15 protein-coding genes are annotated in these 15117 nt (G+C 72.2%); 10 read left to right on the plus strand and 5 right to left on the minus strand.

Translation table 11 applies throughout. The features are described from left to right. The first annotated feature begins 26 nt into the window (after positions 1-26). The 9 genes from ACM9LD_RS01905 (at position 27) to ACM9LD_RS01945 (ending at position 10344) form a co-directional block, all read left to right on the plus strand. Positions 27-899 (plus strand): ABC transporter ATP-binding protein, encoded by an 873-nt coding sequence (locus tag ACM9LD_RS01905; protein WP_415675105.1) that lies wholly within the window; start codon positions 27-29, stop codon positions 897-899. Next, positions 896-1543 carry an NUDIX hydrolase gene (locus ACM9LD_RS01910; RefSeq protein ID WP_415675106.1) on the plus strand — a complete coding sequence of 216 codons (648 nt, stop codon included), beginning with the start codon at positions 896-898 and terminating at the stop codon, positions 1541-1543. Before ACM9LD_RS01905 ends, ACM9LD_RS01910 begins: the two co-directional genes overlap by 4 nt. Before the next feature lie 68 nt (positions 1544-1611). Next, positions 1612-2400, plus strand: coding sequence for an enoyl-CoA hydratase/isomerase family protein (locus tag ACM9LD_RS01915; RefSeq protein WP_415675107.1), 789 nt, complete (start codon positions 1612-1614; stop codon positions 2398-2400). Positions 2401-2525: 125 nt separating this feature from the next. Continuing rightward, positions 2526-3488, plus strand: coding sequence for a class I SAM-dependent methyltransferase (locus tag ACM9LD_RS01920; RefSeq protein ID WP_415675108.1), 963 nt, complete (start codon positions 2526-2528; stop codon positions 3486-3488). A 16-nt stretch (positions 3489-3504) separates the two neighbouring features. Beyond that, positions 3505-4662, plus strand: coding sequence for a class I SAM-dependent methyltransferase (locus ACM9LD_RS01925; protein WP_415675109.1), 1158 nt, complete (start codon positions 3505-3507; stop codon positions 4660-4662). 96 nt (positions 4663-4758) lie between these two features. After that, positions 4759-5919, plus strand: coding sequence for a pyridoxal phosphate-dependent aminotransferase (locus ACM9LD_RS01930; RefSeq protein WP_415675110.1), 1161 nt, complete (start codon positions 4759-4761; stop codon positions 5917-5919). Positions 5920-5954: 35 nt separating this feature from the next. Further along, a complete protein-coding gene (locus ACM9LD_RS01935; RefSeq protein ID WP_415675111.1) occupies positions 5955-7565 on the plus strand; it encodes a sigma-54-dependent Fis family transcriptional regulator in 1611 nt (536 codons plus the stop codon). Positions 7566-7730: 165 nt separating this feature from the next. Then, entirely contained in the window at positions 7731-9227 is a 1497-nt protein-coding gene (locus ACM9LD_RS01940; protein ID WP_415675112.1) for an aldehyde dehydrogenase family protein, read from the plus strand. A gap of 16 nt (positions 9228-9243) precedes the next feature. Next, positions 9244-10344: an NDMA-dependent alcohol dehydrogenase gene (locus ACM9LD_RS01945; RefSeq protein ID WP_415675113.1), complete on the plus strand. Its 1101-nt coding sequence runs from the start codon at positions 9244-9246 to the stop codon at positions 10342-10344. 62 nt (positions 10345-10406) lie between these two features. On the opposite strand, the gene ACM9LD_RS01950 is transcribed toward ACM9LD_RS01945, so the two are convergent. Continuing rightward, on the minus strand, positions 10407-11357 hold the full coding sequence (locus ACM9LD_RS01950; protein ID WP_415675114.1) for an alpha/beta hydrolase: 951 nt from the start codon (positions 11355-11357) through the stop codon (positions 10407-10409). Between the two features lie 95 nt (positions 11358-11452). On the opposite strand from ACM9LD_RS01950, the gene ACM9LD_RS01955 reads away from it, so the two are divergent. After that, a complete protein-coding gene (locus ACM9LD_RS01955; RefSeq protein ID WP_415675115.1) occupies positions 11453-12025 on the plus strand; it encodes a TetR/AcrR family transcriptional regulator in 573 nt (190 codons plus the stop codon). Here ACM9LD_RS01955 and map read toward each other — a convergent pair. The 4 genes from map to ACM9LD_RS01975 form a co-directional block, all read right to left on the minus strand. Continuing rightward, positions 12009-12776: a type I methionyl aminopeptidase gene (gene map, locus ACM9LD_RS01960; RefSeq protein WP_415675116.1), complete on the minus strand. Its 768-nt coding sequence runs from the start codon at positions 12774-12776 to the stop codon at positions 12009-12011. The genes ACM9LD_RS01955 and map overlap by 17 nt on opposite strands. Positions 12777-12795: 19 nt before the next feature. Further along, a complete protein-coding gene (locus ACM9LD_RS01965) occupies positions 12796-13062 on the minus strand; it encodes a helix-turn-helix domain-containing protein (protein ID WP_224648390.1) in 267 nt (88 codons plus the stop codon). A gap of 17 nt (positions 13063-13079) precedes the next feature. Further along, entirely contained in the window at positions 13080-14042 is a 963-nt protein-coding gene (locus tag ACM9LD_RS01970) for an acyl-CoA thioesterase (RefSeq protein WP_415675117.1), read from the minus strand. 162 nt (positions 14043-14204) lie between these two features. Next, positions 14205-15092, minus strand: a complete 888-nt coding sequence (locus ACM9LD_RS01975) for a LysR substrate-binding domain-containing protein (protein ID WP_415675118.1) — start codon at positions 15090-15092, stop codon at positions 14205-14207. Positions 15093-15117 lie beyond the last annotated feature (25 nt).

Here is a 15117-nt window from a genome sequence, read left to right on the forward strand (position 1 = left end):
CCCGTCGCGTGCGGCAGGATGGTGATGTGTCCGATCCCGCCGCCGCCTCCAGCGCGCCCGCCCCCGACTGCGCCGCCGAACCCGACCAGGACCTGGTGATCGACTTCCGCGGGGTGAGCCTGCGGCGCGACAGCCGAACCCTGGTGGGCCCCATCGATTGGCGGGTCGAGCTCGACGAGCGGTGGATCGTCATCGGTCCCAACGGCGCGGGCAAGACCTCGCTCATGCGGCTCGCCTCCGCACAGGACTTCCCGAGCGCGGGCACCGCCCACATCCTGGGAGAGGTGCTCGGCAAGACGGTGGTGCAGGACCTCACGGCGCGGATCGGCGTGTGCTCGGCGGCCCTGGCGTCGCGGGTGCCGGACGACGAGCTGGTGACCGACCTCGTGGTCTCCGCCGGCTACGCCGTGCTCGGCCGGTGGCGTGAGCGCTACGACGAGGTGGACATCGGCCGCGCCGTCGACGTCCTCGAGTCGATGGGTGCCGAGCACCTTGCGAACCGCCGCTTCGGCACGCTCTCCGAGGGCGAGCGCAAGCGCGTGCTCATCGCCCGCGCCCTCATGACCGACCCCGAGCTGATGCTGCTCGACGAGCCCGCCGCGGGCCTCGACCTCGGCGGCCGCGAGGAGCTGGTCGCCCGCCTCGACACCCTGGCGCAGGATCCCGACGCCCCCGCGACCGTGCTCGTGACGCACCACGTCGAGGAGGTGCCGCCGGGCTTCACGCACGCGCTGATGCTCAAGGAGGGCGGCGTCGTGGCGCAGGGCCTCATCGGCGACGTGCTCACCGCCGAGGTGCTCTCGGAGACCTTCAGCCAGCGCATCGTGCTCGACGAGGTGGACGGCCGGTTCTTCGCCCGACGGGCCTCGCGCCCCGGACGCCGGAGGCTGCAGGCATGAGCGGCGACGAGGCGGCGCAGGCGCACCGCGCGGAGGGCGCCGATCATCGGCGCGACCTCCCCGACGTGCCCATCCGGCCCGCAGCCACCGTCCTGCTCCTGCGGACGGCGCGGGAGGGCCTGGAGGTCTTCGTGCAGACGCGCGCGAGCGGGATGGAGTTCGCGCCCGACGTGACGGTCTTCCCGGGCGGCGGCATCGAGCCGTCGGACGGCGACGACCTGCGGGTGACCGCGGCGCGCGAGACGCACGAGGAGTGCGGCGTCCGGGTGCACCCCGACGACCTGGTGCCGCTGTCGCGCTGGGTGACCCCGCCCGGGCGGCCGCGCCGGTACGACACGATGTTCTACCTGGCCGCGCTGCCCGCGGGGCAGGAGGCGACGTGCGTGACCACCGAGGCCGTGTCGGCGGGCTGGCACGCGCCGCAGGCCGTGATCGACGCGTGGCTCGCGGGACGCAACAAGCTCATGGCGCCCACCTACTCCCAGCTGTTCCAGTTGCTGCCCTTCGACACCGCGGAAGACGTGCTGGGCTGGGCCGCCGAGGCGGCGGACCTCACGCCCGTCGCCATCGTCGATGGGATGACCCGCGAGGAGCGACGGTTCCCGGGCTGGGCGGAGTACGCCGCGGGCTCGACGATCTACTGACCGTGGCGCCCACCGGATTTACGTGGACGTCCAACTAAATTTTCCGGCACCCGGTAGCCTCTGGGGTCATGACTGAATTCGTGACCCTCGAGACCTCCGACGAGCACCCCGGCATCGGCACGATCCGCCTGAACCGCCCGCCGATGAACGCCATCAACTCGCAGGTCCAGGACGAGCTCATCGCCCTCGCCGCCGAGGTGAACACGCGCGACGACATCAAGGCCGTCGTGGTCTACGGCGGGCCGAAGGTCTTCGCGGCCGGCGCCGACATCAAGGAGATGCAGGCGATGGGCTACGCGGACATGAGCGAGGCCATCGCCCGGCTGCAGGGCGGCCTGTCGGCGATCGCGTCGATCACGAAGCCGACCGTCGCCGCCATCACCGGCTACGCCCTCGGCGGTGGCCTCGAGGTCGCGCTCGGCGCCGACCGCCGCATCGTCGGCGACAACGCCAAGGTGGGCGTGCCCGAGATCCTGCTCGGCGTGATCCCCGGCGGCGGCGGCACCCAGCGCCTCGCCCGCCTGGTCGGCCCCGCCAAGGCCAAGGACATGGTCTTCACCGGCCGCTTCGTCGGTGCCGAGGAAGCCCTGCAGATCGGTCTGGTCGACGAGGTCGTCGCCCCCGACGAGGTCTACAACGCCGCGCTGACCTGGGCGAAGCAGTTCTCGGGCGCCGCCTCGCAGGCGCTGCGCGCCGCCAAGCAGGCCATCGACCAGGGCCTCGACACCGACCTGAACACCGGCCTCGCCATCGAGCGGCACCTGTTCGCCGGGCTGTTCGCCACCGAGGACCGCACCATCGGCATGACCTCGTTCATCGAGAACGGGCCGGGCAAGGCGAAGTTCGTCGGCAAGTAGCCCGCACGCCCCGCGGGCGCCGGTGGTCCGGGCCGCCCGCGGGGCAGAACGTGTTCCATCACGCGGGTTGGCGGTGATCTGACCGGGCGGTAACCTGACGGGAACAATCTTCTCGAAAGGCCTTCATGACCGACCAGCAGCCGGCCCCCAACCCGCACGCCACGGCGGACGAGGTTGAGGCCGCATTCTCCGACACGAAGCTCGCCCAGGTGCTCTACCACGACTGGGAAGCCGAGACGTACGACGAGAAGTGGCACATCAGCTTCGACGAGCGGTGCATCGACTACGCCCGCGACCGCTTCGAGGCCGCCACCGGCGGGGAGAACGAGAAGCCCTACGGCCGCGCCCTGGAGCTGGGCTGCGGCACCGGCTTCTTCCTGCTCAACCTGATGTCCGCGGGAGTCGCGGAGACCGGCTCGGTCACCGACCTCTCGCCCGGCATGGTCAAGGTGGCGCTGCGCAACGGCGAGGCCCTCGGCCACACCGTCGACGGCCGCGTCGCCGACGCGGAGACCATCCCGTACGAGGACAACACCTTCGACCTCGTCGTCGGGCACGCCGTGCTGCACCACATCCCCGATGTGGAGCAGTCGCTGCGCGAGGTGCTGCGCGTGCTCAAGCCGGGCGGCCGGTTCGTCTTCGCGGGCGAGCCGACCACCATCGGCGACTTCTACGCCCGCTGGCTGGGCCGCATCACCTGGGGCATCACCACCAAGGCGACCAAGCTGCCCTTCCTCGCCGACTGGCGTCGCCCGCAGGAGGAGCTCGACGAGTCCTCGCGCGCCGCGGCGCTCGAGGCCGTCGTCGACATCCACACCTTCGATCCGGACGCGATGGAGGCGATGGCCGCCCGCGCCGGCGCCGTCAACGTCGAGGCCAGCACCGACGAGTTCACCGCCGCCTTCCTGGGCTGGCCCGTGCGCACCTTCGAGGCGGCCGTGCCCCCGGAGAAGCTCGGTTTCGGCTGGGCCGGGTTCGCGTTCGGCGGCTGGAAGAAGCTCTCCGCGCTCGACGAGGCCGTGATGCGCCGCGTCGTGCCGCGCAAGTTCTTCTACAACCTGGCCATCACGGGCACCAAGCCCGAGTAGTCCGGGCTCGCCGGGTTTGGACGGGGCCGATCTCGCCTATCTCCGCACGGCTGACGGCGCCGCCGCCGTCGCCGCGGCGGACCGGCTCGCGCTGACCGACGCCACCCTCCTGGCGGACGTCGGGATCGTGCGCGGCCTCGCCGGTGCGCACGCTCCCGCCGTCATCGAGCAGGTGCGCGCCCGTCGCCGCGCGGCCGCCAAGCTCGGCGACGTCGACGGCTGGCTGCTCACCGACGAGGCGGTGCAGCAGGCCACCCCGTCGGCGGTCGCGGAGCACCGCGCCCGCCGCCTGGCGTGGCTCTCGGTGCACGACGTGACCTGCTCCATCGGCGCGGAACTCCGCGCGCTGGTGCAGGTCTGCCCGCGCGTGGTCGGCAGCGACCTGGACCCGATGCGCGCCCGGATGGCCGCGCACAACGTGCCCCGCGCGCTGGTCTACGTGGCCGACGCGCTGACCCCCACGTCCACCGCCGACGTCGTCATCGCCGACCCGGCGCGCCGGGCGGGCGGGCGGCGCATCGTCGATCCCGAACAGATGTCGCCCGCGCTCTCGGCCCTGCGGGCCGCGTACGCCGGGCGGTCGCTGGCGGTGAAGACCGCACCCGGCATCGACTACGACGGCCTGCGGCGGCGCGGCGACTTCGACGGGGAGGTCGAGATCGTCTCCCTCGACGGCGGCGTCCGCGAGGCCTGCCTGTGGTCCGGCCCCGTCGCCGTCCCGGGGCTGACCCGGGCGACGGTGCTGCACGGTTCCGGCGCGGGGGGCTACGAGGTGTTCTCGACCGACCCGCACGACGTGGACCCGGAGCCCGCGGGGAAGTACCTCGTCGAACCCGACGGTGCAGTGATCCGCGCCGGCCTGGTGCGGCACTACGCCGCGCGGCACGGGTTGTGGCAGCTCGACGAGCACATCGCCTACCTCAGCGGCGACGCCGTGCCCGCGGGGGAGCGCGGCTTCGAGATCCTCGAGGAGCTGAAGTTCTCCGAGAAGGCGCTGCGCGCGGAGCTGCGGGCGCGTGACGTCGGCGCCGTGGAGATCCTCACCCGCGGCGCCGGCGTCGACCCCGACGTCCTGCGCAAGCGGCTCAAACTCCAGGGCTCACAGCCGATGACCGTGGTGATCACCCGCATCGGCCGTCAGGTCGTGGCGTTCCTGACCCGCCCGACCCGCTGATCGTCGTCCGAAACCGCCTGATTTCTGGGCCGGGCCGACGTATTCGCGTCGTGACCGAGTACGAGGCCGGTTTCGGACACGGCCGGGCGTGAAACGATGGAGCACATGCAGGAATCCCGCCGGTCCGATGTCGAGATGTTCCACGTCATGGACGTGTTGGCCGCGGCGGCGCGGCGCCGGGAGACCCACGGCGACGTGATCTCGCTGGCCGCGGGCCAGCCCAGCGCCGGGGCGCCGAAGCCGGTGCTCGCCGCCGCGCACGCAGCGCTGGACGCCGGGCCGCTCGGCTACACCGAGTCGATGGGCATCGCGCCGCTGCGCGAGACCATCGCCGCGCACTACGGTCGCGCCTACGGCCTCGACGTCCCGCCGGAGGCAGTGGCCGTGACCACCGGCTCGTCGGGCGCGTTCACGCTGGTCTTCCTCGCAGCCTTCGACGCGGGCGACACCGTCGTCATGGCCCGGCCCGGCTACCCCGCCTACCGGAACACGCTGAAGGCGCTGGGCTGTGAGGTCGTCGAGCTGGACTGCGGCGCGGACACCAGGTTCCAGCCGACCGTCGCGATGCTGGAAGCGCTCGACACGCCGCCCAAGGGACTCATCGTCGCGAGCCCGGCGAACCCGACCGGGACGATCCTGGCACCGTCGGAGCTCGCGGCCCTGGCGCACTGGTGCGAGGCGCACGGCACGCTGCTCATCTCCGACGAGATCTACCACGGCGTGAGCTACGGCCGGCCCACGTCGTGCGCGTGGGAGACCTCCCGCGAGCAGGTCGTCATGGGCTCGGTGTCGAAGTACTTCGCGATGACCGGCTGGCGGCTCGGCTGGATGCTGCTGCCCGAGTACCTGCGGCGGCCCGTCGAGCGGCTCACCGCGAACATGACCATCTGCCCGCCCGCCATCAGCCAGCACGCGGCGGTCGCCGCGTTCTCCGACGAGGCGCGGGTCGAGCTGGACGCGCACGTCGCCGGGTACGCGCGCAACCGCGAGGTGGTCCTCGCCGGGCTGCGGGAGCTGGGGGTCACCGAGGTCGCGCCGCCCGACGGCGCCTTCTACGCCTATGCCGACATCGGCCACCTCACCGACGACTCCCTCGCCTGGTGCGCGCGAGTGCTCGACGAGACCGGCGTCGCGATCACGCCCGGCCTGGACTTCGACACCGTGCGCGGCCGCCGGACCATCCGGCTCAGCTTCGCCGGCGCGACCGCCGAGATCGAGGAGGCGCTGCACCGCCTGCGGCCCGTGTTCCGACACTGAGTGTCATATCTGGTGATCCATGTCACACTGGGACGGTGGAGACCTCCCCGCACCGCCCGGTGATCGCGGCCTCATGGCTGCGGTCGGACCGCGCGGGCCTGCGCCCCGACGCGCATCCCGACCCCGAGATCGGCGCCATCGAGGCCGCCGACACCCTGCTCGACGCCGCCCGGCCGGTGCTCGCCCGGGCCGCCACCGCGCTCAGCGGGTCGAACACCGCGCTCCTGCTGGTGGACCACCGCTCCCGGCTCGTCTCGAGGGTGACGGCCGACCTGACGCTGGAGCGCCGCCTGGAGGGACTCGGCGCCATCGCGGGCGCGGGCTTCGGCGAGGAGGAGATGGGCACGACGGCGCTGGGCACGCCGCTCGAGGTCCGGGGCGACGTGGCGATCAACGGCGCGGAGCACTACCTCGAGCAGTTCCGCACGCTGAGCTGCTTCGGGCGCCCGATCATCCATCCGGCGACGCGGCGCCTCGCCGGCGTCATCTGCATGGCGGAGATCGCGGATCGCATCAACCCGTTGTCGATCCCGCTGGTCCGCGGCCTGGTCGACGACATCTCGGGCCGACTGCTCGACCGCTCCCACGCCTCGCACCGCGCGGTCATCGCGGCCTACCAGCGCCTCGCCAGGCGCCGGGACGTCGCCGTGGCAGCGATCGGCGACGACCTCCAGCTCACCAACGCCGCCGCCGCGGAGCTGCTGGCGCCCGGCGACTTCGGCACGCTCCGCCTGCTGCTCGCCGACGGCGCGCCGCGCACGGCCGTGCTCACGCTCGTCTCGGGCGTCGTCGCCGACGTCGTGGTCAGCAGGCCCGACGGTGCGCCGCACGCCGCGGTCTTCCGGCTCCGCCCGCGCCCCGGCGGGCCGTCCGCGCCGGTCGCCGCCCCGCGTCCCGCGTCCGCGCCGACGGTCGCCGTCAGCGGGGAGCCCGGCACCGGCCGGAGCACGCGCGCCCTGACCTGTGTCGCCGAGGAAGCGCACACCGTCCTCGACGTGGCCGGCGTGATCCTCGCGGGCCGCGAGCCGGACGTGCCCGCCGTGCTGCGCGCGTGCCGGGAGGCGGGCCGGGGCCTCGTCGTCGACGGGGCGGACCTGCTCGACGAGCGCTCGGCGAGGCTGCTGCACGCGGCCGTCGCGAACCCGGCGGCGGGCCCCGCGGTCTCGATCGTGGTGGTGACGGGGCCGGCCGAGTCGCTCTCGCCCGCCGTCGGCGCGCTGGTCGCCTGCTGCCGGCGGCGGATCGTGCTGCCGCCGCTGCGGGAGCGGACCACCGAGATCGCCTCCCTCGGCCAGGGGCTCGTGGCCGCGGTGGACCCCGGCCTCGAGCTCGGCGCCGACACCGCGGACGCCCTGCTGTCGCAGGAGTGGCCGGGCAACCTCGCGGAGCTGTCGATGGTGCTCACCGAGGCGGCGGACGCCGTCCTCGCGCGGGGCGGGCGCACCGTCACCGCCGCGGACCTGCCGGCCGAGTACCGCGGCTCGACCCGTGCGGCCCGGCTGCGGGGGATGGAGCAGGCGGAACGCCAGGCGATCCTCGCCGCGCTCGCGTCCGCCGACGGCAACAAGAGCCGCGCGGCGACGGAGCTCGGGATCAGCCGCACCACCCTGTACGCCCGCATCCGGGCGCTCGGCATCCGGGGCTGACCGGACCGTTTCCGCTGGTGGGAAGGGTGCGCGGCCCCAAGCCGCCCGGTGACCGTCCACTCGGAGTGTCCATTTTCCGAACACGGCCGCCCGCCCGCTCCGTGCGAGAACAGTAGGTGACGCCACGTGGCGTGCATCACACCCACGGTTCGCAAGGAGAATCCGATGACCACCATCGCCGTGCCCGATCTGCTTCCCGCCGTCGCCGATTTCGTCTCCCGGGATCGGAGGATGCTGATCGGCGGGCAGTGGGTCGACGCCCTGTCCGGCCGCACCTTCGACACCCACGACCCGGCGACCGGCCAGGTGATCACCCGGGTCGCGCACGGCGAGGCCCCCGACGTCGACCGCGCCGTCGCCGCCGCCCGCGCCGCCTACGAGGGACCGTGGTCGCGGATGAAGCCGAACGAGCGGGAGCGCCTGATCTGGAAGGTCGGCGACATCCTCTCCGAGCGTGCCGAGATCTTCGGTCAGCTCGAGGCGCTCGACAACGGCAAGTCGGTCGCCATCGCCACCGGCGTCGACGTGGGCTGGTCGGCCGACGTCTGGCGTTACAACGCCGGCCTCGTCACGAAGATCCGCGGCGCCGCGGTCACCCCGTCGATGCCCTTCGCCCCCGGCGGCGAGTTCCACGCGTACACCCGCCGCGAGTCGCTCGGCGTGTGCGGCCAGATCGTGCCGTGGAACTTCCCGATCCTCATGGCCACGTGGAAGCTGGCACCCGCGCTCGCCGCCGGGAACACGGTGGTGCTCAAGCCCGCCGAGCAGACCCCGCTCACGGCGCTGATGCTCGGCGAGGTCTTCGAGGAGGCGGGCTTCCCGCCGGGCGTGGTGAACATCGTCCCCGGCTTCGGCGACGCCGGCGCCGCGCTGTCGGGTCACCCCGACGTCGACAAGGTGGCCTTCACCGGCTCCACCGAGGTGGGCAAGAAGATCGTCTCCGCCGCCACCGGCAACCTCAAGAAGGTGTCGCTGGAGCTGGGCGGCAAGAGCCCCAACATCGTCTTCGCGGACGCCGACCTGGAGGCCGCCGTGGCCGGCTCGGTCGCCGCGTGGACCTTCAACCACGGCCAGTGCTGCGTCGCCGGCACCCGGATGTTCGTGCAGCGGTCCATCTTCGACGAGTTCACCCAGGCCGTCGCCGACGCCGCGGCCGCCGCCAAGATCGGCCCCGGGCTGGATCCGACCACCGAGCTCGGCCCGCTCGTCTCGCAGGAGCAGTTCGACCGCGTCAACGGGTACATCCAGCAGGGTCTGGCCGACGGTGCGCGGGCCCTCACGGGCGGCAAGCGCTGGGGCGACGAGGGCTACTTCATCGAGCCCACCGTCTTCGTGGACGTCGAGCCCGGCTTCTCCATCGTCGAGGAGGAGATCTTCGGCCCGGTCGTCGCGGCCCTGCCCTTCGACGACGAGGACGACGTGGTGCGCGCCGCCAACGACTCGATCTACGGCCTCGCGGCGGGGATCTGGACCAAGGACGTCTCCAAGGCGCACCGCACCGCCGCCGCCGTCAAGGCCGGATCGGTGTGGGTCAACCAGTACAACGGCTTCGACACGGCGCTGCCCTTCGGCGGCTTCAAGCAGTCCGGCTGGGGCCGCGAGCTCGGCGACTCCGCGATCGACCTCTACACCCAGACCAAGTCCGTCAACATCGCGCTCTGACGCGGAAGGGAACATCATGAAGACCAAAGCCGCAGTGCTGCTCGAAGCCGGAAAGCCCTTCGAGATAATGGAACTCGAGCTCGACGGTCCCGGCCCGGGCGAGGTGCTCATCAAGTACACCGCAGCCGGCCTGTGCCACTCGGATCTGCACCTGACCGACGGTGACCTCCCGCCGCGGTACCCCATCGTGGGCGGCCACGAGGGCTCCGGGATCATCGAGGAGGTCGGCCCCGGCGTCACCAAGGTCAAGCCCGGCGATCACGTGGTCTGCAGCTTCATCCCGAACTGCGGCACCTGCCGCTACTGCTCGACGGGCCGCCAGAACCTGTGCGATCTCGGTGCCACCATCCTCGAGGGCTCCATGCCCGACGGGACCTTCCGGTTCCACGGCGGCGGGCAGGATTTCGGCGCCATGTGCATGCTCGGCACGTTCGCCGAGCGCGCCACCATCAGCCAGCACTCGGTCGACGACTGGCTCCCGCTCGAGACGGCCGTCCTCGTGGGCTGCGGCGTCCCGTCGGGCTGGGGGACCGCGGTCTCGGCCGGCGGCCTGCGCCCCGGCGACACCGCCGTGATCTACGGCATCGGCGGCCTCGGCATCAACGCCGTGCAGGGCGCCGTGTCGGCGGGCTGCAAGTACGTGGTCGTGGTCGACCCCGTCGCGCTCAAACGCGACACGGCGCTGAAGTTCGGTGCGACGCACGCCTTCGCGACCGCGGAGGAGGCGCAGGAGAAGGTGACCGAGCTGACCTGGGGGCAGGGCGCCGACGCCGCGCTGATCCTGGTGGGCACCGTCGACGAGAAGGTGGTCCAGGACGCGACCGCGGCGATCGGCAAGGGCGGCAAGGTCGTGATCACCGGCCTCGCCGACCCGGAGAAGCTCACCGTGCACGTCTCCGGCACCGATCTCACGTTGAACCAGAAGACGATCATGGGCACGCTGTTCGGATCGATGAACCCGCAGTACGACATCGTCCGGCTGCTGCGCCTCTACGACGCGGGGGAGCTCAAGCTCGACGAGCTGATCACCACCCGGTACTCGCTGGAGGACGTGAACCAGGGCTACGCGGACCTGCGCGAGGGCAAGAACATCCGCGGCGTGATCATCCACGACTGATCGAACGCGGGCGACGGCCCCGGGCTGCTGCTGCCCGGGGCCGTCGCGGTGTGGTGCGGGGTTCAGGCGAGCGCGCGGCGGAACGCGGCGATGGCGAGGTCGAATCCGGCCTGCGCGCCGTGGGTCTCGCGCAGCGCGTTGAGCATCATGAAGTCGTGGATGACGCCGCCCACGCGCACGGCGGTCACCTGGTTGCCGGCCTCGCGGAGCTTGGCGGCGTAGGCCTCGCCGGCGTCGCGAAGCACGTCGGCCTCGGCGGTGATGACGGTGGCGGGCGGCAGGTCCTGCAGCTGCTCGACGGTGGCGTTCAGCGGCGAGGCGAAGATCTCGGCGCGCTGCGCGGGGTCGGTCGTGTACTGGTCCCAGAACCACTGCATGGCGTCGCGGCGCAGGAAGTAGCCCTCGGCGAACTTGTGGTACGAGCCGGTCTCGAAGTCCGCGTCGACCACCGGGTACAGGAGTACCTGCGCGGCCAGCCGCACGTCGCCGCGGGCCTTGGCCTGCAGGGCGAGGACGGCAGCCATGTCGCCGCCGACCGAGTCGCCCGAGACGGCGATGCGGGTGCCGTCGAGGTTCTTCTCGGCACCGGAGCTCACGACCCACTGCGCCACGGCGTAGTTCTGCTCGATCGCGATCGGGTAGCGCGCCTCGGGGGAGAGGTCGTACTCGGGGAAGACGACGGCCGCACCGGTTCCGACGGCGAACTCGCGGACCAGGCGGTCGTGCGTGTGGGCATTGCCGAAGACCCAGCCCGCGCCGTGGACGTAGAGGATGACGGGCAGGACGCCGGTGGCGCCCTTCGGGCGGACGATGCGGGTGCGGACCTCGCCGGTGGGGCCGCCGGGCACGGTGATCCACTCCTCGTCGACCTCGGGGAAGGTGACGCCCTCGCCGGACTGGACCTCGTCGACGGTCTTGCGGCCCTCGACGGGGCCGAGGTCGAACAGGTAGGGCGGATTCGCGGTGGCGTCGGAGAAGGCCTGGGCGGCGGGCTCGAGGACGGTCTTGCTCATGATCTGCTCCTTGTCGACTTCGCGGAGAACGGACGTTCTCGCGCTGAGTGCTACAGTAGGGGAACGATCGTTCTCGTGTCAAGGGGTTGAGGGAAATGGATGCGGACCAGCAGCGCGCCGCCGTGCTGGAGGCGGCGGAGAAACTGTTCTACGGCAAGGGGATCCAGGCCGTCGGCATGGACGAGATCCGTACCGCCGCAGGCGTCTCCCTCAAGGCGATCTACAAACTCTTCCCCTCGAAGGATGCGCTCGTCGCCGAGGTGCTGACCATCCGCGACCGGCGCTGGAACGACGGGCTGCACAAGTACGTCGACCGGGCGAGCGCGCCGGACGAAAAGGTTCTCGCCGTCTTCGACTGGCTCGACGAGATGTTCGCCGAGAACGACTTCCGCGGCTGCTCGTTCATCAACAGCTACGGCGAGTTGGGCGCGACCTCATCCGCGGTCGCCGAGGCCGCGCAGCACAACAAGTCCTGCTACCAGGACGAACTCGCCGCACTCGTCGCCGAGGCGGGTCTGCCGGAACGCGTGGCGATCCAGATCGGGCTGCTCACCGAGGGCGCGCTCACCACCGCCGCCATTCTGGGCCCGGATGGCGTCGTCGACGGGGCCCGCGATGCGGCGAGGGTCCTCATCGCCTCGCAGCGAGCGGCTACGCCGGGGCGGTGAGGACGAGCGGACCGTCCTCCGTGATGGCGACGGTGTGCTCGCTGTGGGCGGCGCGGGAACCGTCGGCGGAGCGCAGGGTCCAGCCGTCCGGATCGAAGATGATCTTGTCGGTGGTGGCGCAGAACCAGGGCTCCAGGGCCAGTGTCGTGCCGGTCTGCAGGAGCATGCCCTTGCGGGCCTTGCCGGTGTTCGGCACGTGCGGGTCCTCGTGCATCGTCCGGCCCAGGCCGTGTCCGCCGAACTGCGTGTTCACCGGGTAGCCGTACTTCTTCGCGACCTCGCCGATGGAGGCCGAGACCGTGCCCAGCTTGGTGCCCGGGCGCATGTGATCGATCGCGGCGTCGAGGGCCTCGCGCGTGGCCAGGATGAGCCGCGTGTCCTCCTCGCGTGCGGTGCCCACGCTCACGCTGCGGGCGGCGTCGGCGACCCAGCCGTCGATCGACACCGCGATGTCCACGGTCAGCAGGTCGCCGTCCTCGAAGACGTACTCGTGCGGAAGTCCGTGCAGGCAGGCGTCGTTGACTGACAGGCAGGTCACGTTGCGGAACGGGCCGCTGCCGAAGGACGGCGCGTAGTCCCAGTAGCAGGAGACGGCGCCGCGATCCTCGATCATCTTTCGCGCGCGGTACTCGAGCTCCATGAGGTTCATCCCGGGCTCGGCCATCGTGGTGAGCTCCTCGAGGAGCTCGGCGATGAAGATGCCGGTGGTGCGCATCTTCGCGATCTCGGCGGGGGTCTTGAGCTCCATCATGGTATTAAAATACCACGCACTAACCGGTGGGGCTGAATCGTTCCGCGTCCAGGTACTCCGCCGCCAGCCCGTCGAGGGGCTCGCCCAGCACGGCCGCCAGCGCGACGACGGTGCCGAACGCGGGGGTCGCCATCCGGCCGGTCTCGATCTTGCGCAGCGTCTCCGGGGAGATCCCGGCCGCGCGGGCCACCTCGTCGGGCCGGCGATCGCCCCGGGCCGCGCGCAGCCGTGCCCCCAGGCGCCGACCCGCGGCGATCTGTTCGGGGGTGAGGGGCTGCCGGACCATGCGCCCAGCTTAGCCGGTCAGATCGCCACCATCCGGGTCGCGGCCGAGGCGCTGCGCCGGCCGCGGATCGCGATCAGCTCGCGGGCGTGCGCGTCGAGCGCCACGTCGCCCGGCAGTCGCGGCGCCCACGGGCGGACCGCGGTGGCGTCCCCGTCGGCGTCGAGCGCGGCCAGCACGTGCAGCGCGTGCGCCGCCGGCTGGGGCTCGTGCTCGTGCGGCCAGCACGTCGCGAGGTGCACGGAGACGTGCATCGTCTGACGGCCCGTGTGCAGCAGCCGCGCCGTCACCTCGATGACCTGGCCGATCTGCACCGGGCGGTAGAAGCGCACGCCGCCCACGTAGACCGTGACGGCCTCGCCGCCGCTCCAGCCCGACGCGCAGAGGTAGGCGGCGTCGTCCATCCAGCCCATCACCCGCCCGCCGTGCGCCTTGCCGCCCCAATTGATGTCGGTGGGTGCGGCGAGGAAGCGCGTGGTGCGCCGTTCCGCCTCGGTCGCCAGCGAGTAGTCGGCACCGTTCATCGCCGCGGCGATCCGCCGCCGCACGTCGGCCCGGGCCTCGGCCTCCTCCGCGGCGCGTACGTCCTCGGCGAGGACGGGCTGCCACTGGCGCACCGGCGTCGGCTTCCCGGCCTCGTCGACCGCGACGAAGACGAGCAGGCACGTGCTGGCGACGGTGAACGTGCCGACCCGCGGATCGGCGGAGGCGACCTCGCACCGGATGTGCATGCTGCTGCGGCCCGTGTAGACCAGCGTGGCCCGCACCTCGACCACGTCGCCCGAGGCGATGTCGCGGCCGAAGCCGATGTTGCCGACGTACGCGGTCACGGAGTAGCCGCCCGACCAGGCGGCGGCGCAGGCGTAGGCGGCCTTGTCGATCCACTCCAGGACGCGGCCGCCGCGGACGCCGCCACCGAGGGAGGCGACGTCGGTGGGTGCGGCCAGGAACCGCAGGGTGATCCGGCGATCGGTGATGGGCATCGGGCTGAGCTCCTTCGCAGAGCGGTGAACGGATCGCACCATGGTGGAGAGGTCCACGAACGCACTCGACACCGGGGGAGTGCGATGAGGAGTCGGTGATCGGGCGGTAACCGCGCAGGTCATCCACGCGTAACACCGTTCGCGATCCGACAGCGCTCGCCGCTAGCCCGCCGTCAGGTCGGCGATGAGGTCCGTGACCCGCTCGAGGTGGCGATCGGTGCGGTCGGCCACGTGGGCGACGGCGAGCTCGACCCCGGCTCCGGCTCCGACGAGCGGGACGTACGTGATGCCGTCGAGCCGGAGCGCCGTGATCGGCTCGGGCGCCAGCGCGATGCCCAGCCCCGCCGCGACGAGGGTCCCGAGCGTCGAGGTCTCGCCCACCTCGTGCCGGATCGTGGGGGCCACGCCGCCCTCGCGCAGCAGCGCCACGACGCGGTCGTACATGGCGGATCGCCGGCCGGCGCTGTGCACGATGATCGGCTCCCCGGTCAGGTCGGCCACCCGCAGCCGCTTCCGGCGCGCGAGGGCGTGATCGGAGGGCAGCGCGACCACCCATGGCTCGCGCCGCAGGACTCGGACCCGCAGCGACGGGTCGGCGACAGGCGGGCGCAGCAGCGCGATGTCGATCGCGCCGGTGCGCAGGGCCTCGACCTGGTCGGGCACCAGCATCTCGCCGCGGAACGCGAAGTCGATGCCGGGCAGCTCGTCCGCGAGCCGGCGGGCCAGGGGCGGCAGCAGGCTGTAGGTCGCGGTGCCGACGCAGCCGATGGTCAGGTGCCCGGTGGCGCCGGCGGCCACGCGGCGCGCGTGGTCCGCCGCGTCGTCGACGGAGGACAGAACGGCCCGCGCCCGCTCGAGGTAGGCCCGCCCCGCGTCGGTGAGCTCGACCCGACGGGTGGTGCGGTGCAACAGCTCGACGCCCAGATCCTGTTCCAGCTGACGGATCTGGTGCGAGAGCGGTGGCTGCGCCATGTGCAGGCGCTGCGCCGCGCGGCCGAAGTGGCGCTCCTCGGCGACCGCGACGAAGTACTGCAGCTGGCGCAGATTCATATGGCCAGAGTATCAATTAGCCATC

The sequence above is a fragment of the Tsukamurella hominis genome, assembly GCF_965137015.1.
Taxonomy (GTDB): domain Bacteria; phylum Actinomycetota; class Actinomycetes; order Mycobacteriales; family Mycobacteriaceae; genus Tsukamurella; species Tsukamurella hominis.